At 41.7% G+C, this 21,663-nt stretch carries 19 protein-coding genes; 12 read left to right on the top strand and 7 right to left on the bottom strand.

What is annotated here, in order from left to right:
- Nucleotides 1-14 precede the first annotated feature (14 nt).
- From BMW98_RS10705 to BMW98_RS10685, 5 genes are all read right to left on the bottom strand, one after another.
- Nucleotides 15-1,286: a serine hydrolase domain-containing protein gene (locus tag BMW98_RS10705; protein WP_090258581.1), complete on the bottom strand. Its 1,272-nt coding sequence runs from the start codon at nt 1,284-1,286 to the stop codon at nt 15-17.
- A gap of 4 nt (nt 1,287-1,290) precedes the next feature.
- Entirely contained in the window at nt 1,291-3,963 is a 2,673-nt protein-coding gene (locus BMW98_RS10700) for a M14 family metallopeptidase (RefSeq protein ID WP_090258580.1), read from the bottom strand.
- Nucleotides 3,964-4,324: 361 nt separating this feature from the next.
- Nucleotides 4,325-4,837 (bottom strand): hypothetical protein, encoded by a 513-nt coding sequence (locus BMW98_RS10695; protein WP_090258579.1) that lies wholly within the window; start codon nt 4,835-4,837, stop codon nt 4,325-4,327.
- 202 nt (nt 4,838-5,039) lie between these two features.
- Nucleotides 5,040-5,477, bottom strand: coding sequence for a SecDF P1 head subdomain-containing protein (locus BMW98_RS10690; protein WP_090258578.1), 438 nt, complete (start codon nt 5,475-5,477; stop codon nt 5,040-5,042).
- A 198-nt stretch (nt 5,478-5,675) separates the two neighbouring features.
- A complete protein-coding gene (locus tag BMW98_RS10685) occupies nt 5,676-6,035 on the bottom strand; it encodes a hypothetical protein (RefSeq protein ID WP_222843633.1) in 360 nt (119 codons plus the stop codon).
- A gap of 19 nt (nt 6,036-6,054) precedes the next feature.
- Between BMW98_RS10685 and BMW98_RS10680 the strand changes: the two genes are divergently transcribed.
- On the top strand, nt 6,055-6,273 hold the full coding sequence (locus BMW98_RS10680) for a hypothetical protein (protein WP_090258576.1): 219 nt from the start codon (nt 6,055-6,057) through the stop codon (nt 6,271-6,273).
- A 13-nt stretch (nt 6,274-6,286) separates the two neighbouring features.
- On the opposite strand, the gene BMW98_RS10675 is transcribed toward BMW98_RS10680, so the two are convergent.
- The gene (locus tag BMW98_RS10675; RefSeq protein ID WP_147407717.1) at nt 6,287-6,718 is read right to left on the bottom strand and encodes a hypothetical protein; all 432 of its coding nucleotides are present in this window, start codon (nt 6,716-6,718) and stop codon (nt 6,287-6,289) included.
- 1,026 nt (nt 6,719-7,744) lie between these two features.
- Here BMW98_RS10675 and BMW98_RS10670 point away from each other — a divergent pair.
- Nucleotides 7,745-10,300, top strand: coding sequence for a M14 family metallopeptidase (locus BMW98_RS10670; protein ID WP_090258574.1), 2,556 nt, complete (start codon nt 7,745-7,747; stop codon nt 10,298-10,300).
- Nucleotides 10,301-10,529: 229 nt separating this feature from the next.
- On the opposite strand, the gene BMW98_RS10665 is transcribed toward BMW98_RS10670, so the two are convergent.
- Nucleotides 10,530-10,877 (bottom strand): arsenate reductase family protein, encoded by a 348-nt coding sequence (locus tag BMW98_RS10665; RefSeq protein ID WP_090258573.1) that lies wholly within the window; start codon nt 10,875-10,877, stop codon nt 10,530-10,532.
- A 232-nt stretch (nt 10,878-11,109) separates the two neighbouring features.
- On the opposite strand from BMW98_RS10665, the gene BMW98_RS10660 reads away from it, so the two are divergent.
- From BMW98_RS10660 to BMW98_RS10600, 10 genes are all read left to right on the top strand, one after another.
- Nucleotides 11,110-11,571, top strand: coding sequence for a hypothetical protein (locus BMW98_RS10660; protein ID WP_090258572.1), 462 nt, complete (start codon nt 11,110-11,112; stop codon nt 11,569-11,571).
- A 116-nt stretch (nt 11,572-11,687) separates the two neighbouring features.
- Nucleotides 11,688-12,848: a hypothetical protein gene (locus BMW98_RS10655; protein WP_090258571.1), complete on the top strand. Its 1,161-nt coding sequence runs from the start codon at nt 11,688-11,690 to the stop codon at nt 12,846-12,848.
- Nucleotides 12,849-12,924: 76 nt separating this feature from the next.
- On the top strand, nt 12,925-15,447 hold the full coding sequence (gene gyrA / locus BMW98_RS10650) for a DNA gyrase subunit A (RefSeq protein WP_090258570.1): 2,523 nt from the start codon (nt 12,925-12,927) through the stop codon (nt 15,445-15,447).
- Between the two features lie 31 nt (nt 15,448-15,478).
- Complete coding sequence (locus BMW98_RS10645) at nt 15,479-16,657, top strand: tetratricopeptide repeat protein (RefSeq protein WP_162844745.1); 1,179 nt, start codon at nt 15,479-15,481, stop codon at nt 16,655-16,657.
- 149 nt (nt 16,658-16,806) lie between these two features.
- Nucleotides 16,807-17,082 (top strand): hypothetical protein, encoded by a 276-nt coding sequence (locus tag BMW98_RS10640; RefSeq protein WP_090258568.1) that lies wholly within the window; start codon nt 16,807-16,809, stop codon nt 17,080-17,082.
- A gap of 500 nt (nt 17,083-17,582) precedes the next feature.
- Nucleotides 17,583-18,068, top strand: coding sequence for a hypothetical protein (locus BMW98_RS10625; RefSeq protein WP_139177496.1), 486 nt, complete (start codon nt 17,583-17,585; stop codon nt 18,066-18,068).
- Nucleotides 18,061-18,543 (top strand): DUF5675 family protein, encoded by a 483-nt coding sequence (locus BMW98_RS10620; protein ID WP_090258564.1) that lies wholly within the window; start codon nt 18,061-18,063, stop codon nt 18,541-18,543. Before BMW98_RS10625 ends, BMW98_RS10620 begins: the two co-directional genes overlap by 8 nt.
- A gap of 372 nt (nt 18,544-18,915) precedes the next feature.
- Nucleotides 18,916-20,073, top strand: a complete 1,158-nt coding sequence (locus tag BMW98_RS10610; RefSeq protein WP_090258562.1) for a hypothetical protein — start codon at nt 18,916-18,918, stop codon at nt 20,071-20,073.
- A gap of 261 nt (nt 20,074-20,334) precedes the next feature.
- Entirely contained in the window at nt 20,335-21,057 is a 723-nt protein-coding gene (locus tag BMW98_RS10605) for a hypothetical protein (protein ID WP_139177490.1), read from the top strand.
- Nucleotides 21,057-21,662 (top strand): hypothetical protein, encoded by a 606-nt coding sequence (locus BMW98_RS10600; RefSeq protein ID WP_090258560.1) that lies wholly within the window; start codon nt 21,057-21,059, stop codon nt 21,660-21,662. Before BMW98_RS10605 ends, BMW98_RS10600 begins: the two co-directional genes overlap by 1 nt.
- Nucleotide 21,663 lies beyond the last annotated feature (1 nt).

Raw genomic sequence — 21,663 nt, 5'->3', positions numbered from 1 at the left:
TCAAAACCTCGTTACTATTTCTTTGAGGCTACTTTAACAGGACCATAAACGGCATCTCTAAAGCCTTTGTGTAAGGTGCCATCGAATGGGAATACCTGGACAAAGAACACAGCCGTAAGTTTATTTACAGGGTCAACCCAGAAGAGTGTGGTGGCAGCACCGTCCCAAAAGAATTCGCCTACTACACCGTTGTTTTCCTCAGCCGACTGAGGTTCACGCAATCGCACGGCAAAGTCGATACCGAAGCCGACTTGTCCCTTGCTTGGTAGCCATGAGCGCTCTTCAATGTTCTCATCTAAGTGATTCGTGGCCATAAGTTTTACGGTTTCTGGTTCGAGAATGGTCGTTTCCTTCAAAGTACCATTGTTCACCAACATCTGCGCAAATTTCATATAATCATCAAGGGTAGAGGTAAGGCCGAAACCTCCGGGTGTAAGTGGCCACTTTTTTAGGTTGAAAGCATGGGCCTCTTCATTCGGTAGTTGCGTAAGGCCGCTTTCAGTTTGTGTATAAGAAGCGGAAAAACGATCGATGTCTTTTTGCGGAACAACATAGCGTGTTTCTTCCATCCTTAAAGGATCCAACACATGTTCGCGCACATATTCGTGGTAGGTTTGGCCTGAAATCCTTTCGACCAAAAACGCCTGCACATCTACCGAAGGGCCATATTGCCATTGAGTACCCGGTTGAAACCAAAGTGGGGTTTGTCCCATTTTCTCAGCCATTTCAGTCAAAGTGTTGTTCCAGTTTGAGGCGTCAGCATCAGCGATTAAATCGCCTAAACCTGGAATATTTGTGTTAGTACCAAAGCCTGCTGTGTGGCGGGTTAGGTCGCGAATGGTAATTGGTCTTTCAAGTGGTTCTCCAAGGTATTCACCGTTTTCTCCACGACCTACATATACCGTCATATCAGCAAACTCCGGAGCATATTTGGCCAGCGGATCGTCCAAGTCAAATTTACCTTGTTCATAGAGCGTCATTAATGCTGTTCCAGTGATCGGCTTTGTCATGGAATAAACCTTCACAATGGTGTTTCTGTCCATTGGCCTTCTGGCTTCTTTATCTGCAAAACCAAAGGCACCAAAATAGACCTCCTTGCCATCTTCGTAGATCAAAGCGGATGCCCCGGCCACTTTTCCATTGGCCACAAAAGCCGTTAAGGTAGAGTCAATGCGTGCTTTTGCCGTAACATCGATTACTTGAGCGGTTTCTTGCTCAGAGGAACTGCAGCTAACCATAATGGCCGCAGCGCACAAAAGGAATGAAAAATAGGTGAGTGCTTTCATTGTCTTAGTTTTTTAGTTCAGGTGCTGTCCAGAAACCAGCATTGCTGCTAGTAGCACTGGCAACATTGGCTGTGTAAAGTAGCGAATTAAACAAGACGCGATAAGTGCCCATGGTTTGGCCGCGCCATTGTGGACTGAAACCAAGCAATACTACATTGCCATTGCCATGTTTTACCGAAAGTGCCGCGGCTGTGCCATTGATAAATTCTTCACCCAATAAATAACCCGAACGAAGCGGAGAACCGGTTGTTTGATACTTCGCTAATGCTTCGCCTTCAAAGCCTTCTGACGTGGTAAATGCTGGGCTGCGCGAAACGAAAATGTTGGCTTTGGTTGGCATACCGGCCATTACCGGGTGTGTTGGGTCTGTTTCAACACAAAGAATGGAGCTTCCGGCAAAGTAGTCTTTTCTATCTACGCCATCAGTTACGTTTTTCACTGGTAAGTTCAGCGCATCAATCATAAAAGTGGTGCTGCTGTTCATAGCCACTAGTGTTCCGCCAGTGCTTACAAAATCGTTTAGGGCTTGAATGCCTAACTCGCCCAAACCGCCTGCGTACTGTGGTGGCACAGAGCCCTCTCTAAAACCTTGGGTGAAGGTGCTTGCTCTTTCCGAGGCAAAAAGAATCACATCGAAACGGCTGTTGAGGTTGCCCATTTGAATATCGCTGTTACCGATGTTGGTGAACTCAAACTCAAATTGCTCCAATAGCCAACGCGTCCAGCCTTCGTCCATGCTGGCGGTATGCGGACGGTAAAGTGCAATGCGACTTTTCACTTCGGTGCCATTCACTCTGTTGGTCCATTGTATGTTTACATTCAAGGCTTTTGCCCACTCATTTATTTTTCCTGAAGAGACATTCTGAACCGCATATTTGCCATTGCTGAATGAAACACTTCCGTTTGCTTTTAATACTTTATTAATGATTCTAAAGCTGTTATTCTCTTTCGGGTCGAGTAGGGCGATACTGCCGCTACCGCTAATTCTGGAGGCTTTTGGCACAATACCCGCTGCATTTTCATTCGTGTCGAAGCCGGACATTGGCGCGAAGTCGATGGTGGAACCATCTGCTTCCGAGTCCCAAGCAACGGTGCTGCCTTTTACTGTTTCCATAGCCGCTTTTAGGTCCTCTGGCAGTGGCGACATAGCAGGCACTACATTCACTTCGAACATAAATGGAAGCGTCCATCCGGCTGCATCGTAAGGTTGCTCTGGCGGGCCTTGCGGATATTCGCGCAAGTCTGGGTATTCCTGCACATCCAATAATTGACGTGCTAATTCGGCATATTCCTGATTCATTGGAATTACCCATGTGCCAGCAGGGTAACTAATATTATTGTAAGTTACATCTTCAGTGAGCTGAGACACTTCAATGCCGTTAAAAGCCAAGCGCTTCAATAGCTCAACCGGACGCACGGGGTCGCGTTGGTCTTGTGGAATAAAGTAGGAGTAAGGCGGTTCGTTCTCGTACTTTTGAATCGTGTTTCTTCCTGCCTGATAACGGTTATACTGTACTGTTTCGCCATATTTTGCTGCGTATTCCAGTACGGCTACAGAAGCCACTTGCATATAATCCACCGCGTCTTTCAGTCGCCACCAGCCGCCTTTCCATGGGCTTGAATAAAGCGATTCTACCCTGAGGTCAGAGCGGTTTTTGGGGAAATCGTTGATGGTGTATAAATGTGGTGTGGCATAGCGGTAAAGTGCCGTTTCCGTCCAGTAAGCGGCAATGTTTTGCATCATGGGCATGTAGTCTACATAGCCCGGGTACCAGGCATCGAAGCCCGTGCCCATATGCACTGCGCCAGGCATGCCGTTCGACTCTAGCGCTTGGGCAATGGCCATCCCGATCATATTTACTTCGCGGGCCATAATTGGCGGAGTTTGACCTGCAATTGGCTCGGCAAAAGGTGGTAGCCAAATACGCGTGGGGAAGGGGCTGCTCTGGTGGTGCACGTGAATAATTTGTGGTTCCCACTCGCGCCAAGTGCGTGCAATTACCCGCGACTCGATCATGTTGAGCATATAGGCATCGCGGTTGTTGTCGTGACCAATGTACTTTTGGTAAAGCACTGGCAGCGGAGCTACCTCGTATGGCGTGCCCACATTGGAATGGTACCAATCGGCTACAATGTTTTGCCCATCGGGATTAAGGGAAGGCCAAAGCATGATGATGGTGTTTTCCAGTATCTCTTTGATTTTGGGTTCATCGCTGCTGAGTAGCTCATAAGCCAATGAAATGGTGTGCTGCGCTCCGGCTACCTCGCTGGCATGCAGGCCACCATCTATGTGTACAAATGGCTTGCCTTCGCGGGCCAAAGCTTTGGCTTGCTCGTCTGTCAGGTCTTTTGGGTGCGCCAGTTGCTGCGCAATTTCTTTGTAACGATCCAGGTTATCTAAATTCTCTTTGGTAGAGATAACCGAGTAATACCAGTCGCGGCCGTAAGAGGTTTTGCCGGCCTTAAAAAGCTTGATCTGGTCGCTTACTTCCGCCAGTTTTTGGAAGTAAGTCAGCGACTGATCGTAAGTAGCGAGTTTAAAATCTGCCCCAACAGGAAAACCAAGCATACGCTCTGGAGTTGGTATTTCTTGCGCCTTTAGGGTGAAAAATGAACTTAAAAAAAGGAATGAGGCGAAGATGGATCGCCAATAGGTTTCGGTTGAATGCGATTTCATGCAATTAAAATACTACCGGAATAATTTTGATGCACGAGAGTTGTAGGATTTTATATTGGTGGTAGGGGGATAATGCTTAATGATGAATGTTTAAGGTTTGATGGTTTTGGGAGGAAAACGGTTTGGCTAATGTGCAGCTGCCGCTTTCGTGTTTTGTTAATGTAACGAAATATAGCAAAGTCCGAGAAACTACTGAAGTAGGAGAGACACACCGCAGGATATAAGATCAAGATTGGCAGTCTGTTAATTTCTAAACAGCCAATCCTTCTTCCACGAGGCTTTGCGGTAAGGCTTTGATTAAATGGTCTTGTGAAAACAGAAACTTTATGAGGTGCTGCACTTTAGGTTATGTTACCTGCCGTTATAATTTCTCCTCATATGGGTGTAAATCTTGAATGGGTACTTTCAGAAATGAAGCTATGCTCTTTGCTGTTTCTATAACTTCTTTATTCATGCCAGCATCCGATTTGTCTAAAATGATGTTTGCTTCATCTGAAGTCTGTAATTCAAGTGAACACTGTTGAATGTCCAATTTATTATCATAATCAACGATTACACAATTGATATTTGAAAGCTTAGCTCGTCTTTGATCATTGATTATCAGGTCGCCTAGCTTAAAATTAAATGATATTTTGTCTCTTATGATTAATGATTTGATGGACTTAATTATCCTAGATATAAAGAGTAGTGGGAATAAATAGAAGATGTAAATAAGTTCATTTTGAGCTGAATTTGCCTGGGCTTCTAATACGATATACCATAGAAGAAAGCCGACTAAATAAACTATTGCATTAGAGAGATTTCTAACCCTCCTTCGAATTATCAATAGCTCTTGAGGGCTTTCGATTAAGTCATATCTTCTGAAGAGGCTCATGCAATGGCAGGTAACGGTCTGGCTATGCGTAGTGCGGGATTCAAAAGCGATAGTTTTGAATCGAGCACGGTTCGTAGCCAAAGTTGTGGTTTAAGTTAATTTTCATTTTTGTAAACGTCAAAGCGCAGCTTAGACGGGCTATGAGAGATGCAGGCTCGGCACTACCATCAGCCGCATTGCGTATAGGTTGTGTTACAAGCAGTTATTTAATTCTCTCCTTTATCATTTTCATTAAACCCTGCATTTGTTCTTGGGATAGATCATTTCTATTAATTGCACTCATTCCATTAAAGACAGTCATGTTGATCTTAGATGCTTGAACGAGTTGATTATTAACTATAAGCACTAATTCTTTTCCGACCTGATTTGACGTCAATTCTTCCCATCTTTTGTGAGAACCTGATTTAAATTTTAGAAGGATAAAAGTGTTCCCATTATTATTCTCAGTAATTGTGGCATCCTCTAAGCTGTTCAATGGAATTTCTAGTTTTTCATCAACGAAATAGAAATTACTAGAATCTTGATAATCCGTCACTAATACATTTGAAAATGTAATTTTATCCGCTTTGTAGTAGCCATCCTCAAGTTTCTTTTGACCTTTAACCCAAGTAGAATCCATCGTTTGGGCTTGCAGGCTCATACAGCAACATATTAAGGTAAAGGTGAGTAAATTCTTCATCGGTGAAATTCCTTGTAACGGTTCAGCTAAGTGTTGGGGCGGGAGACGGGCGATAGCCTGTCCACCGTGACGAACACGAGAGCGATGTGATATGTCCCAAGTTACGCAATACCATAGCCCTGACACTTAGCTCTTGTTGTGGTGCGTTTTCTTTCTTTTTCATTCCGCTGGCATTCGGAATGGTTGCCACTTGTCCTTAACAGATTCCCTTTCAGCACCCACGTTCACAGGCATTTCATACAGGTCATTAATTGAAGGGTCGATTTCTGTCGCCTGTTTGAGCGAAATAACTTTCGCATTGTCTTCCGTGTGGTCTTCGTGTCCACATAGAAACTGCCAATCTCCTTCGGCATCGTGTGAAGCGTACAGAATCGGTCTGTCGCCATTCAAAACGTGGTCACAAGTAATGATTGCTTTGTCTTCGGGGTCTGAAAACTTGTATTCAGTCGTCTTATTCTGTCCAAAAAGGTTGAAGATTCCCATAGAAATAATTGTCGTTAGTAAAAGTCTTCTTGTCATTGCTTAGTGTTCGGTCGTAATGCACCACAACGCCCAACTATCGGTTTGTGTGCCACAGTTGGCAAATACAGCTAAAATAGCGGAAGTGCACCAGAAGCACAACGGTGGCTACAAGGCACTGCGTTCCACAAGTAAAAAACCAGAACCACAAAAGTCTCCAAAAGCGATGAAGTATCAGAAGGTGCACTGGAGCGGGCAAGTTCCAATGAAGCTGGCAAAGAGGCAGTTTGGCGCATAACCGATAGTGTCTGTTATATGCCTTGGTTTTCGTTCAGGTATTGGTCGAATGTATGATAAACTTGGAGTTCTCCGTTAGAGTTGACAGTTAGATACTTGTCAGGAAGTTCGAGAAGTTTAGAAAGAATTAGTGACGAGTGTTGTTCAGGAGCGGATTTCTTGATTAGTTCGATTGCATCAGATTTATTCAGCAGTTCAAAATGACACTCTCCGTTATCATGAGTTCTGAGGGAGCCATAATCTTTAAAATCCACTTCAAAAGTTAAAAACCAAACTTCGTTTGAGTTCAGGAAGTCTGAGAGTTCGCCCGATGTTCTAAAAGTTGGAAAATCACTTTCGGTTGCCCAGCTCAAGTTCATGTAATCGCTTGTTCCAAGTGATACGTTCGCAATCTCCAAATCTCTTGGGAGTAGCGACATTCCTTGTTCAGATGAATACTCGCCCAAGTACAGTATAAATTTACCGTTCCGTTGATCAAGGAGATATGTACTTGGATTTGCAGTCATGGCATATAACTCATTTATATAAGGAACTTCCTAAATAATTCCGCAATAACCAACTTTTACAATTGCTATGGTATCGGTTTTCATAAAGTTCCGCATATTTCCATTTTGGTTAACATGCTATCGATTTTGGTCGTTATTGCGGAAGTGTCCTAGCAAAATAAATATTTAGCCAAAAATTAGTACCCTCTTCCAAGGTGGCCTTTGTGCCGTTTTCATAACTCATTTGAGTACAGAGCCTATTAGCTTGAGTAGTCAGATTACTGGAGACAATGGGTTGGTTTTGCGGTTGCCGACACCATGAAACATGAACTATAGAGCTGTTTTCCGATTAACTAATTACCTCTATTCCTAAAGGGATGCCACTGTTTTCTGTTTTCCGATTAACTGATAACTGATCCACGAATAACCAATAACCTAATTCCCCAATTAACCAGTCAGGTGCAAGGCTGTTGGAGATGCTGAAACAAGTTCAGCATGACGCGCTGTAGTTGGTTTTGCGGTAGCCGCCACTTTGAACCATGAGTTATGAAAAGCAGAACTGTTTTCTGATTAACTAATTCCCTCTGTCCCTAAAGGGATGCCACTGTTTTCTGTTTTCCGTTTAACGGATAACTGATCCACGAATAACCGCGCACTGTGCACTAATTACCCTCTGTCCCTAAAGGGATGCCACTGATTTCTGATCAACCAATATACTGATAACTAAAATGTTGGACAGGCATCTCCACTACGGTCGAGGAGAATAGGGAGTGGCAAAGGTTAACACACTGTTTTCTGTTTTCCGATTAACGGATAACTGGTCCACGAATAACCAATTACCTAATTCCCCAATTAACTAGTCAGTGCAATCCCCTCACCGATAACTAAGCATATTTCCCACTCATTTTAAATATGCGATAGTCGTCTAATATCTGGTGAAATGCTGATGGCTTAAGTAGTATCTTCAAGCAAACCTTTAATAATCTTATGAAGAGATCCATACAATTACTATTAGCCATGCTTATGGTGGTGGGTTTTTCGGTGCAAGGGCAAATTCCGCACCCAAGAGAAACCTTTGGCCATGAAGTAGGCGCAGACTATAAACTAGCTGACTACGACCAGATGCTTGAGTACTACGAAAAGCTGGAGGCATCTACAGATCGTGTAAAAATGATTGAGATTGGGAAGTCCGTAATGGGCCGTCCTATTAAGCTTTTCTTTATTTCTACTGAAGAGAATATTGCTCAGTTAGAAAAGTGGAGAGAGATAAGTGAAAAACTTTCGCGTGCCGAAATTACTGAAGAAGAGGCACGTAAACTGTCGAAAGATGGAAAGGCCATTGTTTGGTTTGATGGCGGTATGCATGCTACAGAACGTGCGCACGCGCAAATGACTTCGGAGTTGCTTTGGAGAGTAGCTGCAGAAGAGTCTGAAGAAATGCAAAAGATCAGGGAGAACGTAATCACTTTGGTGGTACCGGTAATTAATCCTGATGGCCTTGATATTGTGGTAGACTGGTACCGCAAAACATTGGGGACTCCATACGAGAGCTCAAGCCCACCAATTTTGTATCAGAAATACGTTGGTCACGATAACAACCGTGACTGGTTTATGAATAACATGCCTGAAACCAAAGCCGTAACTAAGGTGCTTTACAGTGAGTGGTATCCGCAAATTGTGCACAACCACCACCAAACTGCACCAAGAGGCGCTATGATATTTATTCCGCCTTTCCGCAGCCCTGTAAACCAGAAAATTCACCCTGGTGTAACCACAGGAGTTAACTTGGTAGGTACGGCCATGGCCAATCGTTTTGCCATGAAGAAAATGCCAGGAGCTATTGCAACTACAGGTTATAGCATGTTCTGGAATGGTGGTATGCGTACTGCTCCTTATTACCACAACCAAATTGGTATTTTGACCGAAACGGCACAACCCACGCCTTCTCCTACAGAATACGATCCTGAGAAAATGCCTGAGCGCGTAGCTGGTAAGCCGGCTAACTCTACCGAGATTTTCTATCCGTATCCTTATAAAGGTGGAACAATGCGTTTCAGAATGGCGATTGACTACATGTTGGAAGCATCTATGGCTGTACTAGATTTGGCAGCAGATAAAAAGGATGAGTTCCTATACAATATATATAGCATGGGCCGCGATGCCATTGAAGATGAGTCTGGTGCTTTTGCATATGTGATTCCTACAGATCAGTGGAATCCAAGTGAGGCCATAAACCTGACTAACATTTTAATGCAGGGTGGGATAGAAGCGCACCGTGCTACTAGCGACTTTACTGCCAATGGCAAGTCGTATAAAGCTGGTTCAATCATTTTCTATGGTAGTCAGGCTTTCAGACCTTTCTTAGCCGATTTGATGGAGAAGCAAGATTACCCAGATCAGTTCTTGTATCCAGGTGGGCCACCAATGCCGCCATACGACTTGGCAGGTTGGACACTTCCACTGCAAATGGGGGTAACAGTTGACAGAGTAACCACTTCATTCAATGCTCAGGCAGAAGAGCTGACAGAAAAACTTTCCTTCGATGCGGGTACTGTAACAGGTACTGGCCGTTACGGCTATGTGTTTTCTAACAAAGACAACCAAAGCGCCACAGCCATTAACAGGCTACAAAAGGCTGGTTATACAGTAAGCATTTTACAAGAAGCGGAAGGTGAATTTGAAGCAGGTTCAGTATTGGTACGCAGAAAAGGTAAGCTTGACGCTGATGTAGCAAAAATGAGCGAGGAGCTAGGTTTGAACTTTGCCAAACTGGCTAAAAAGCCATCTGCCGAGGTGGTAGAATTAGCGCCTGTTAAAATTGGTATTTACAAATCGTGGAGAGCCAATATGGACGAAGGTTGGACACGTTGGATGCTTGAGCAGTTTGAGTTTGATTTGGATACGCTGCACAATGTTGATATTAAAACTGGTGATTTAGCACAATACAGTGCTATTATAGTGCCTTCTCAAAATTCTAGAACCATTGTTGATGGCACCAACCGTGCACCTGAACGTTTCCGTGGTGGTATAGGCGAAGAAGGTGTGGCTGCAATTGATGCTTATACTAAAGGTGGCGGAACAGTTATCTTCTTCGATGATGCTAGTAACATGGCCATTGAGCACTTCAAGTTGCCTGTGACTAATGTACTGGAAGACCTAAAGTCGAATGACTTCTTTATTCCAGGTTCACTTATTCGTTCTGACGTTGATACAAGCCAGCCAATGGCTTTTGGTATGATGCCGGAGGTTGCGGCTTCTTTCAATCAGAGTAGTGCCTTTAAAGTGAATGCCGGTGCAGAAGGAATTACCGAAGTGGTAAAATATGCTTCTGATGACTTGCTAATGAGTGGTTGGGCCATGGGAGAAGACGAGCACCTAGCGAATACTTCAGCCATGCTAGATGTTGAATATGGCGGTGGTAAAATGGTGCTATTTGGTTTTAGACCACAATTTAGAGGTCAACCAAGAGGAACCTACAAGCTGATCTTCAACGCTATCTATTCAGGAGCCAACAAAAACAAAGCTAAGCTTAGATCGAAATAAGGAATTGATACGAATGTTATAGAAAACCCCGGCAGTTTACTGTCGGGGTTTTCTATTTAATAGGGCCACTTACTTAGGTATCGAGAGATAAGTTTTATAACCTGCCACCATTATTTGTGCCTGCCTGCATTAGCAGGTCTTTACAAATGGCCTTGTATTACGCTGTGAGGACACAGCCTTTGGCATGAAGTAATTATTTTTTTAATAAGCTAGCTCGATTGTTAAGCCCTTACTTTAGTGCATCAGCTACAGCGGCCACGTTCTTTTTGCTGTTACCAATAAATATCTGGTCATCGATAATGAAAACAGGCCGCTTTAAAAATGTGTACTCTTCAACTATATGTTTTCTAAAGTCATCTTCGCTTAGGGTCTGCTCATTTAGCCCCAAAGCCCTGTACTTTCTGGCTACTTTACTAAAGAGTGCTTCATAAGAACCTGCCAAGGCCTTCATTTCATCTACCTGCTCGGCAGTCATTGGTTCAGTTTTAATGTCTTGCTTCTCAAAATCACTCAGGTCAAGCTCTTTCATTATTCTTTTGCAGGTATCGCAAGTCGATAGGTAATATACTTTTCGCATTTTCTGTTGTTTCTAGGGTTAATTTGAGGGTTTCCGAATTATATTCTGTGAAATCTTTTCTGTTTGGACTAAAATTTGGGCACCGTTAACCGGTTATACCTAAATTTTTAATTTACCGCGGTTTAGGCTTGTATCTTAAAAACAAATCATTTTTCTTGTAGACTTGTTACGCAACTAAACTACTAACTGTGTCTTAAATTGAGCTTCTGCTCGTAAAATTAAAACTAGAATTATGATGAAAAAATTATCGAAAGTAGTATTGGCATTCTTGATGCTAGGGTTTGTTTCCATTAATGGATTAAGCGCGCAAGACCTTACAGACGAAGACTTCAAAGACTATGCGATTATTTTGTTAGCTCAGAAATCTATTACTGACAAAATCAGTCCTTACGTAAACGAGCTAATTGAAAAACAAGATGGAATTGATGGGAACCGTTATGCTGAGCTTGATGCTGCTGCGGGTGGAGATGTTGCAAAGCTTCCTGCTGATGCAACCGATTTTGAGAAACAATTTTACGGTATCGTTCAGAAGCAAGTGAACAAAAAGAAAAAAGCAGCTCAAACTGTAGTAAGCCAATTGGCTACGCACGGAATTGGTGCTAAAAAATACAATGCTGTTAAAAAAGCTTACGCTGGTGGCGGAGACGCAAAAGCCAAAGTAGATGGCTACCTAGCGGAACTATCAGCTGAATAAGCTGACCTTAATCAACCTTAATATATTAAAACTAAAGAGACTGCTTTTCGCAGTCTTTTTTTGTGCAGCAAATAATAATGTCATTAGTTTGCCATTAATAGTGTAAAGCGAAAATCTTGCGACTAACTAAACTCCTTCTTCTCCTAATTATTGGTTTGTCTTTTGGTGCGCCTGAGGCAAGCGCACAGGTCTTTGGTAAAAAGAAAAAGAAGATGTCGAGCGTTGGTGGCTTTACCGTGCAAGAGGCACTAACGCCCGAAGAGCGCAAAAAAGCCATGGAGCGTCAGCTGGTGAGTCCTGTGCGCAAGTTCATCAATCGCTTTAATTTCAATATCGAAAAGAGTTATGGCTACTTTTCCTATAAATCGGAACTCACCGATGTGTCCGTAGTCAGAAACCCGAGAGGAGACTTATTGTACATCGTGCCACTAGGAGAGGAGACCTCACCAAGCAATGCATTCTCCAACTGGATGACCGACCTGACGCCTATTACAATCAATAGGATTGACGATGATAGTCAGATTGTACGAACGGACACCACTTCATTTGTTTATTCAAATAATGGACGTTATAACCCACTGAGTCTGCGCGTTTCATTCAGCTTGAAAAAGGTGGATAAAACACATTTGGAAACAACAGGAGAGAGGCGCTACTTAGAAGAGGACCTACTGCGTATTGGTGGCGGTATTGGTTGGGGAAAAATGAAGTTCAGAAATCCGGCTTCTACCCAAGATGTTGACCCGTTTTTAAGAAACTACACCTTGCCGGAGCAAGAAATTTCAACCACCAAAATGTATGGTTCCATTACATACAACGCCTACTCTTTAGGCGATTTCGCTATTCTGGCCGATGTGCAAGGTGGGGTTTGGAAAACCAAAACCAGTCAGCTCAACCAGGAATTGGTTACCTACGACCCGTTCTTCAATGTTGGTGTAATGTTTCAGCGCAGCTTTTCCAAGTACTTTAAAGGCTATATTCGCCCATCGGTTGAAATGAGAAGCTACACCATTGCCAATGAGCAGGTGAGTGTACCGCACAATTTTACCATCTTCAGCATCGACTTTGGCCTACTGTTAAAATACCCCACATATCCGCGCAATAAATACAAGGCGCATATGGTACAAATGGAACATGTGTTCAACGGAAAAATGTACCGAGGAAGGCCTTTTTACCGCAAACAAAACCCACGTTACGGCCAGAGAAGAAACTCTAAAAAGGAGCCAGGTTCTTCATTCTCAATACGTAAGGATAAGAAGGGAGATAAAGGAAACGATTAGTGCTATTCAAGGCTGTTGAATAGGATTAATTTTAGTATCTTGCCCGCTTAACGAGAACCCACTTTTAGCAATATATATGGCAGAAGGAGATAAGGAAATCATCATCCCGATCAACATAGAAGATGAGATGCGGGGTGCTTATATCGACTACTCAATGTCGGTTATTATTTCTAGAGCATTACCAGACGTAAGAGATGGTTTAAAACCCGTACACCGCAGGGTTTTATACGGAATGCTCGACTTAGGTGTTAACTGGAATAAGCCCTATAAAAAATCAGCAAGAATTGTAGGAGAGGTGCTGGGTAAGTATCACCCACACGGTGACTCTTCGGTATACGACACCATGGTGCGTATGGCCCAAGAGTGGTCACTACGCTATCCATTGGTAGACGGACAAGGAAACTTCGGATCTATTGATGGTGACTCGCCTGCAGCCATGCGTTATACGGAAGCACGTTTACGCAGAATTGCAGATGAAATGCTTACCGATATCAACAAAGACACGGTTGATTTCCAGCTAAACTTTGACGATTCATTAAAAGAACCAACCGTACTACCGGGCAAGTTGCCAAACTTGCTATTGAATGGTAGTTCTGGTATTGCCGTAGGTATGGCCACTAACATGGCTCCGCACAACCTCACAGAGGTGGCTGACGGTATCACTGCCTACATCGACAATAATGACATTACCATAGAGGAACTAATGGAGCATGTAAAAGCTCCTGATTTCCCAACCGGTGGAATAATCTACGGTTTCAATGGCGTTAAGTCTGCTTTTGAAACGGGTAGAGGTAGAATTGTAATGCGTGCTAAGGCTGAGATTGAGCCAACCTCAACAGGTCGCGAGCGCATTATTGTTACCGAAATTCCTTACCAGGTAAACAAAGCCAGCATGATCGAAAAGACAGCTGCGCTGGTAAATGAGAAGAAAATTGAGGGCATTTCTGACATCCGTGATGAGTCGGATAGAAATGGTCTTCGTATTGTATACGAACTTAAGAAGGATGCAATTGGTAATGTGGTCTTAAACAATTTGTTTAAGTATACCCAGCTTCAATCTTCTTTCGGGGTGAACAATGTGGCCCTTGTAAAAGGCCGTCCGCACACCCTAAACCTTAAGGAAATCATTCAGTACTATGTTGAGCACCGCCACGATGTGGTGACCAGAAGAACGCAGTACGAATTGAATGAAGCGGAAAAACGTGCACACATCTTAGAAGGTTACCTAATTGCCTTAGATAACTTAGACGAGATCATCGACCTAATTCGCTCTTCTAGAGATCCGGAAGTGGCCAAAACTGGCCTGATGGAGAAGTTCGAATTAACAGAAATTCAGGCGAAAGCCATTCTTGAAATGCGTTTACAACGACTTACAGGAATGGAAAGAGAGAAAATCCAGAAGGAGTATGATGAGCTAATGGAGCTTATCGCACACTTAAAGGAGATTCTTGAAAAAGTGGAGCTTAGAATGGCCATAATTAAAGACGAGCTGATTGAAGTACGCGACCGCTATGGCGATGAGCGTAGAACAGAGATCGTTTATGCTGCCGATGATCTGACCAGTGAAGACATGATTCCGAATGACGAAATGCTCATTACGGTGTCGCATCAAGGGTACATGAAGCGTACGCAACTTTCTGAATATAGAACACAAGGCAGAGGTGGTGTAGGGTCGCGCGGTGCATCTTCTAAAGAAGACGATTTTACCGAATATCTATTCGCATGTAAGAATCACGACTACATGTTGATATTTACTGAGTTTGGTAAAGTATTCTGGAAAAAAGTATGGCAAGTGCCTGAGGGAAGCAAGACTTCTAAAGGCCGTCCAATTCAGAACTTAATCAATATTGAGCCAGGCGATAAGATCAGGGCCATTATTAATGTAGACGATTTGAAAGATGAAGACTACATCAATAATAACTTCCTGATTATGTGTACTGAAAACGGTACCATTAAAAAGACAGCGCTTGAGGCTTATTCAAGACCTAGAACCAACGGTATCAACGCGATAACAATTCACGAAGGTGACCGTTTATTGGATATTAGGTTGACGAATGGAGACAATCATATTATCATTGGAAAACGCTCTGGTAAGGTGGTTCACTTCCATGAAAGCGATGTTCGTTCAATGGGAAGAACAGCTGCTGGTGTGCGTGGTGTAACCCTCGAAGGAGACGATGATAGAGTGGTTGGCATGGTATGTGTAGCTAGGGAAGATGCAAACCTTTTGGTTGTTTCTGAAAAAGGCTACGGAAAGCGCTCTCCAATAGATGATTACCGAATAACCAAGCGTGGTGGTAAGGGTGTAAAAACCATTAACATTACTGAAAAAACCGGTAACTTAGTAGCTATTAAAGAGGTGATCGATACTGATGACCTAATGATTATAAATAAATCGGGCATTACCATTAGACTATCTGTGGATGGTTTGAGAGTGATGGGAAGGGCAACACAAGGCGTGAAGCTTATTCGATTGAACGATAACGACCAGATTTCTTCCGTAGAAAAAATAGAAAAAGTAGAAGGAGAGGAAGAAGAGGTTGAGAACCAGGAAGGAGCAGCAACAAATGAAAATGAAGCTCCGACAGAAGAAAACTAATGTGAAACCTAAATTAGAGACTATTATACCCATGAAAAAACTGTTTTTAACAGCAATGCTTTCATTTTTAGTATTGGGAGCATACGCACAGAAGAAAGTGCTTAAGTCTGCCGAAAAGGCATTGAGAAAAGGGGAATTGGAAGAAGCAATCACACTTGCTAAGCAAGCTGCTGCTAACCCTGAAACCCAAGATGAGCCAGATGTTTACATCACTATTGGTAAGGCATACCTACAGCAATTTGTTGACAGCGGTAAAGAGAATTTCGATGCTGCTAATGCTGCGTACGAGCACTTTGCTACTGCAATGGAAAAAGGTGATGACAAATTGAGAGAAGATATGATGGAAGCACCTGTGTACTTGCCAAACGACCCAGAAAAACCAGTTGGTGGTGGTGACACAATGGGAATGCTTGACCAATTCTTGCTTCAAATTGGTGACGCTGCTTGGTCTGAGCAGAACTACGAGAAAGCTTTCCAGGCTTTTGACCTAGCTGCTAAGATTCAGGAGAGAATTGCGATCAATTTCTTTGCGGGTGTGGCTGCACAGTCTGCTGAGCAAGAAGATGTTGCCTACGACTACTTTGTATTGGTAGCTGACTCTGAAGAAGAATATGAGTACAAAAAAGAGGCCTTCAACGAAGTAATTCGTATTAGCAGAGTGAAGGAAGATCACGATACAGCTTTGGAATACATTGCTAAGGCGAAAGAGTTGTTCCCAGATGATAAAACTTACGCTTCTATGGAAGTTGACGTTTTGATCAATGCTGAGCGCCTTGACGAAGCTGTAGCTGGTTTGAAAGCTAACATTGCAGCTGGTAATGCCGACAAAACGCAGTATTACTACCTAGGTTACTTGCAGTGGAGTGCTGGAAATACAGAGGAAGCGCTAGAAGCTGCTAACCAGGCTCTTGAACTTGACCCTGATTACTACGAAGCACTTTACATTAAAGGTGGTGCTATTTATGACAAAGCTGCTGCAATTCTTAGAGAAGCTAACAATACAACTGACGATGCTGAGTACACAAAAATGAGAGACCAAGCATTTGAGATGTTCAAAGAAGCACAGCCGGTATTCGAAAAGTGTTATGCACAGAGACAGGACGATCCGTATATCCTTAAGCCGTTGAGTACTATTTACGATCAATTGCAAATGGATGCCAAGCGTGACGAAATCCTAGCTAAGCTTGATGCTTTAGAAGGCGGAGAATAAAATTCAAAGATAAAGGGAAGGAGACTTCCCTTTATCTTTGAATTTTATATTTAACATAATGTAAATTATATAACAAGGAATCCCCTAAAGAGTTAGTTTAGAGACTTATTTAAATTGGTTCTTGCTGTACAGATACAAATTTTCGCAGCATGAATAAACCGTACATTATCAGACGTTTAGCCTTAGTAGCTAAATCCAATAATTTAAGTTTCTATTATATCGGTAATAATCAGATAGTTATCGACCACCAACCTAAAGGAATGGTTGTCATAATTAACCAAGAATCCGAGCCTAACTATTTAAGGGCTAAAATTCGTGTCGGACGGGCTACGTTTTTAGATGTTTGGATTTATGGTGAAACCGAATTGGAGTGGCAACGGTCACTTGCAAAGAAAAGAATTTTAAACCCGAAATATTTTTCATAATGGATTCACAAACCATACAAGAATTTAAGCGAGAATTTAGACCAATTCTCCATTTACCAAAAGGCGCTAAACGTGCGCGTGGTGTTCAGGTTCAAAACCTTGAAAATGTTGTTGGCTCTCAAAACGCATATAATTGCGTTCTAAAGGCTTTAGGGTCAAAACAGGATAAGTATAAGGTTAAGCTAAGAAAGTGCGGTACGCTCTATTTTTACCGAAAATAACTGGTTATGAAAGGATTTCAATTACCTCAAAGAGTTAATGCGGGTGCTACTCGTATTGGTCAAAAAGTTAGATTCTTTCACAAAAAAGCATTGTGGACGGTTATTAAAAAGGAATCAAATTGGGTGGTTCTAGAATACAGAAATATAGTTAAAAGGGTTAATTACTCCTTTCCTCTGTACCAAGAACTATTCGATAACTTACAATAAATAAAAAACCCTAAGACGGCAATCTCAGGGTTATTCCTTAACGAGGGGTGCAACCCTCACGAAAATAAAATGATGACCAAATTTAAACAAAAATTTGGCAAAGGGAAAGCCTTTGCCCAAAAAAATCAGCTTGAGAATATAGCTGATTTCGAGAAAAGTAGCTCTACGCTACAACTTAAGACAAAAGCCGTGCCAACCGAATTACAAATTCGCAAGGTAAATAATAGGCTAGTTAGGTGCGAAGTTCAAAAGCTTCCATTGTGGCAACTACAGACTAATGACAGGTTCTTTTTAGACGAAAAGGCGGATGATGTTTTTTCCGTTTATTTCAAGAATGACAAGATTCATTGTTCTGTAGTTGGCCTTCAATTTTTAGAGAATCCCCACACGTTCGAAAAAGATGTTGAGGTGTTTAAGATACTCAATGTATCGGGTCACACCTCCCCTTTTAAGTGTCCTAAAGGTGTAAGCGAAACCCGTCAAGCGGTTATGGCTTTTACTGCCTTTGAACAAAAGTTTAACGAAACAATAGAACGTAACCGTGGGAATCATGACTAACAAATCACCAGTATTAATTGAGGTTAAGAGAAACTTTATACACAAACCTTCAAAAACCGTTTTAGGTGACATATGTGTAAATGGTGTTGCTAAGCATTCGAGTGTCGAAAACTTAGATTGCTTACTTCCTGAAGGTGTTTATAGTTTGAATTGGAACAAAAACAACACCCCTTTAACGGTTCGTTATCAAGACAAGTTTAATTGGTTTAGGCAACATCTTGTGTTTGATAATGGTGCGGACGTTTACCCCGATAGAGGCATATATTTTCATATAGCCAATTATTCGCATGACTTAAAGGGGTGCATAGGTGTTGGTGAATATAAATCATGGGATATTCGTTTGAATCAACCTATGGTGGCTAATAGTACTAAGTCCTTCCGAATGTTCTATGTGTTCATAGACGATTTATTGGAAATGTCTTCCCCTATTCTAGTCAAAATAACATCCGTTCCAGATACCCCCTCAATGCTATAACTAAGGGGTCACATAAACATCCTTATCCTCAACCCCCTCGAAGGATTCGAGCATAATGAATTTCATTAGTCAAGGGCGCGCCCACAAAGGCGCGTTTATATACCCTTGACGAATGAAAAAATTCATTGTGCAACTTTCGTAGAGTGGGTTTAGATAAGGGATTCAAAACCTTTAAACGAAATAAAATGACAACGATATTTATAATTATAATCACGCTTTTACGCATTCCTTTTTACTTGGCCTATAGAATACTTTTGGTCTTTGTTAAGCTGCTTAAATCCTTTGATAAAACCCTGTATAGATTCACTACTTTATTGGTGGCTTCGGGTCTTTACAGAATAGTTCGTCAAGCTACAAGAAAGGGGGCTCAAAGTGCAAAATAGCGTTTCAAACACCGTTGAGTATTACGGTGCTCATACTGACAATAACGATAATTACATAGTGGGTTTAGATTGGCTTGAATTGAATTACGAAAAAAGCCACGTTCCATTGGTTTCCGATTTCTTTTTCAAGTTTGAAAAGATGGAATATCAAACAAGGCATTTTAAAGACTTGTACAAGGTTTATTTCAATGAATCTCCCCTACTGGAATTAAAGTGCAATCCTCATAGTGACTTGGTGGGTAAAGACTTGGTACAAATCAAAGTTGAAAATTTTCAACTATACCTCAACAAGAATTTACGCTACATACTTTATCTGTTTGAATCGTCTTACAAGCTAAAATACAAGTCCATTAGTAGGCTTGACATATTTGTAGACTTTGAGCATTTGCAGGGTTATACTCCTATTCATATATACGCTGCATTGGCTCAAAATGAACTGTTAAATATGGGGCGTTCATTGCCAAAACCTTATTTCAACAACCCTAAAAATATGGAGGTTACAGGTTTTACAATGGGTTCAAAAACCAGTAAAAACAAGTATATCCGTTGTTATGACAAGTTTTTGGAAATGCAAAAGACATCTAAAGAATATATTCAAAGTCTTTGGGATGCAAACAGTATAGTCCATGGTTATAGATTTGAATTGCAATTGAATTCTCGTTGGTTTTCAGAAAATAAGCGAATAATGGGGCAAAACGAAGTTGAAATACATTGGGAAAATGTCTTTCAAGGTTCGTTCATAGCTACCGTTATGGATTCTGCTTTTATCAATTTCTTTGATTTAAGAATCAATCAAGGTAAAAAGACTAAGCGCAGAAATAAGCGCTTTAATTGGCTTACTCCATTTAATTTGGGTCAACGCTTCGACACTTACGATTATGACCTTATCAAGCTTAAACGTAATAGTCAAAAGGATTCGGTTCGGTCTAAACGTATAGTGGCAAAAGGGATTTTCAAGGCAGCTTATGAAACAGAATCAGAACAATATTTACATGCCTATTTCGAATATGTCAATGACCATTCTTTATGGGAATATATAGAAACTAAAACCCCTGAATGGGTTAAGGAATTTCAAAAGAATACCATTGTTTCTAGTCCTTACGATTGGAATTTCTATTATCAAACTGCGCAGGAATGGAGGGGTTAAATATTACGGTTAATGACCATATGAGGTTGTTTCCGACTATTTCCAAGGCTACTGCGTATCGCGAGTGGAATAGAATGTTAGACGATTTAAACCTAAAAAATCGTAAAAAAGTAACACCTGCTGAATACTGCGAATATTGGCAAATTGATATTTCTCAAATTTCTCATTTGTCTCAATTTTCTCAATAGTCTCAAATTTCTCATCGGCTAAAAAAATGCTCTCCACCTTTGGAGTACATAAAATTTAGTCAAAAGAAAAATTATGAATCATTATTCAGCAAGTGGTCGGACTAAATCCGACCTTGTAAAAGTACAACGACCTGTCGCCATGCTAGGCATTGGCGTTTCAGACGTTACCGCTTTGACTAACGAAACCATTAAAATCTATTTGGAAGGTTCGGCCACCCAGCAAGACAATATTGCTCCGCAAATTTCTTTACTGGGTATTTGTGCGCTTTCTGTGCATGGTCAAGGTGGTGGGTATTTCAATGGCGGTACTGTGAATTTCAATGTTCCAATAGCAAAAGGCGGTGCGTTAGAAATTTCAGACGGAACTCATCTTTATGCCCAATTGGACGGTATTAAGAGTGCCGAAACTTATGAAATTGATACGGTTGACGGTGGCGCAAATGTGGGTACATCAGTGCATTACGAAACAAAAGTAGTTGGTAGTGACGATTCTGTTAAGAGAATTGCGGTCGACATTTTTAGTGTAATGTGTATTCGTGGTGTTTCTCACGTTTCGGAGATAAACGCAACCTTGAAGCCTGAATTTGCAGGTAAAGACGGTAATCTTTCTCGCAAATTTTCAAGGAAAGATTTGTTCGCAATTGAAGCTGAGGAAAACGATTTCGCCTATGAGGATGCAACTGGTTTGAAAAGACGTTTTGCACAAGATTTAGTGTGTATCAATGTAGACCGTTTCAGCTCTTTGGAATTTATCAAAGCTGCTGGAAACGCTGTTAACCTTGACTTTCTTCGCTAATGATTGATTTACGGACAAATAAGGTAACGGCAATAGGCAGCCTACAAGGGTCGGATAAAAGAGATGCACGTAAAATCCTAAAGGACGCTAAAAAGGACGCCATTGACCAATGCAAAAAGCTTAAAGGAAAATCGAAAAGGCAATGCAAAAGGAATACACGTAAGAACTTCCGTAAATCTAAAAACAATCTTTTTAGAGGTGGAGAATCTTGGTTGGGTTCTGTTGCTAAAAAAGTGGCAACTGTTGCAAGTGTCGCTGTTCCTCAAGCTAAGGTGGTTGCAAACCTTATTCCGTCAAGTCAGGCTAAAACAACGGCTATTAAAAATGAAACGATGGTAAAAGGATTGACATTAAAAGACGGTGCGTTAAAAAACACTGTAGAAGACGTAATTGGTGTGGCCGAATCCATTTTTGGACTTGGCAAAAAAGACACTCCAACAACTCCAACAAATCAAAAGCAAACAGATATGAAAGATATGGTTATTGAATTCGTATCAAAGCCAATAGTAAAAATTGTAGGTCTTGGACTTCTTGGGCTTATGGTTGTTGGTTTTGTCTATAAGAAGTTTTTCAAAAAACAAGCAAAATTCACTGTTAAGAAATAAC

It is taken from the genome of Roseivirga pacifica (assembly GCF_900111145.1).
In the GTDB taxonomy this organism is placed as follows: Bacteria; Bacteroidota; Bacteroidia; order Cytophagales; family Cyclobacteriaceae; genus Roseivirga; species Roseivirga pacifica.
Note: the sequence above shows the minus strand (reverse complement) of the source record. Positions and strands in the feature narration are given on the sequence as shown.

What these genes read in the sequence shown, in the direction of transcription:
- BMW98_RS10705 (WP_090258581.1), bottom strand. Translation starts at nt 1,286, where the DNA reads ATGAAAGCACTCACCTATTTTTCATTCCTTTTGTGCGCTGCGGCCATT.
- BMW98_RS10700 (WP_090258580.1), bottom strand. Translation starts at nt 3,963, where the DNA reads ATGAAATCGCATTCAACCGAAACCTATTGGCGATCCATCTTCGCCTCA.
- BMW98_RS10695 (WP_090258579.1), bottom strand. Translation starts at nt 4,837, where the DNA reads ATGAGCCTCTTCAGAAGATATGACTTAATCGAAAGCCCTCAAGAGCTA.
- BMW98_RS10690 (WP_090258578.1), bottom strand. Translation starts at nt 5,477, where the DNA reads ATGAGCCTGCAAGCCCAAACGATGGATTCTACTTGGGTTAAAGGTCAA.
- BMW98_RS10685 (WP_222843633.1), bottom strand. Translation starts at nt 6,035, where the DNA reads ATGACAAGAAGACTTTTACTAACGACAATTATTTCTATGGGAATCTTC.
- BMW98_RS10680 (WP_090258576.1), top strand. Translation starts at nt 6,055, where the DNA reads ATGCACCACAACGCCCAACTATCGGTTTGTGTGCCACAGTTGGCAAAT.
- BMW98_RS10670 (WP_090258574.1), top strand. Translation starts at nt 7,745, where the DNA reads ATGAAGAGATCCATACAATTACTATTAGCCATGCTTATGGTGGTGGGT.
- BMW98_RS10665 (WP_090258573.1), bottom strand. Translation starts at nt 10,877, where the DNA reads ATGCGAAAAGTATATTACCTATCGACTTGCGATACCTGCAAAAGAATA.
- BMW98_RS10660 (WP_090258572.1), top strand. Translation starts at nt 11,110, where the DNA reads ATGATGAAAAAATTATCGAAAGTAGTATTGGCATTCTTGATGCTAGGG.
- gyrA (WP_090258570.1), top strand. Translation starts at nt 12,925, where the DNA reads ATGGCAGAAGGAGATAAGGAAATCATCATCCCGATCAACATAGAAGAT.
- BMW98_RS10645 (WP_162844745.1), top strand. Translation starts at nt 15,479, where the DNA reads ATGAAAAAACTGTTTTTAACAGCAATGCTTTCATTTTTAGTATTGGGA.
- BMW98_RS10640 (WP_090258568.1), top strand. Translation starts at nt 16,807, where the DNA reads ATGAATAAACCGTACATTATCAGACGTTTAGCCTTAGTAGCTAAATCC.
- BMW98_RS10625 (WP_139177496.1), top strand. Translation starts at nt 17,583, where the DNA reads ATGACCAAATTTAAACAAAAATTTGGCAAAGGGAAAGCCTTTGCCCAA.
- BMW98_RS10620 (WP_090258564.1), top strand. Translation starts at nt 18,061, where the DNA reads ATGACTAACAAATCACCAGTATTAATTGAGGTTAAGAGAAACTTTATA.
- BMW98_RS10605 (WP_139177490.1), top strand. Translation starts at nt 20,335, where the DNA reads ATGAATCATTATTCAGCAAGTGGTCGGACTAAATCCGACCTTGTAAAA.
- BMW98_RS10600 (WP_090258560.1), top strand. Translation starts at nt 21,057, where the DNA reads ATGATTGATTTACGGACAAATAAGGTAACGGCAATAGGCAGCCTACAA.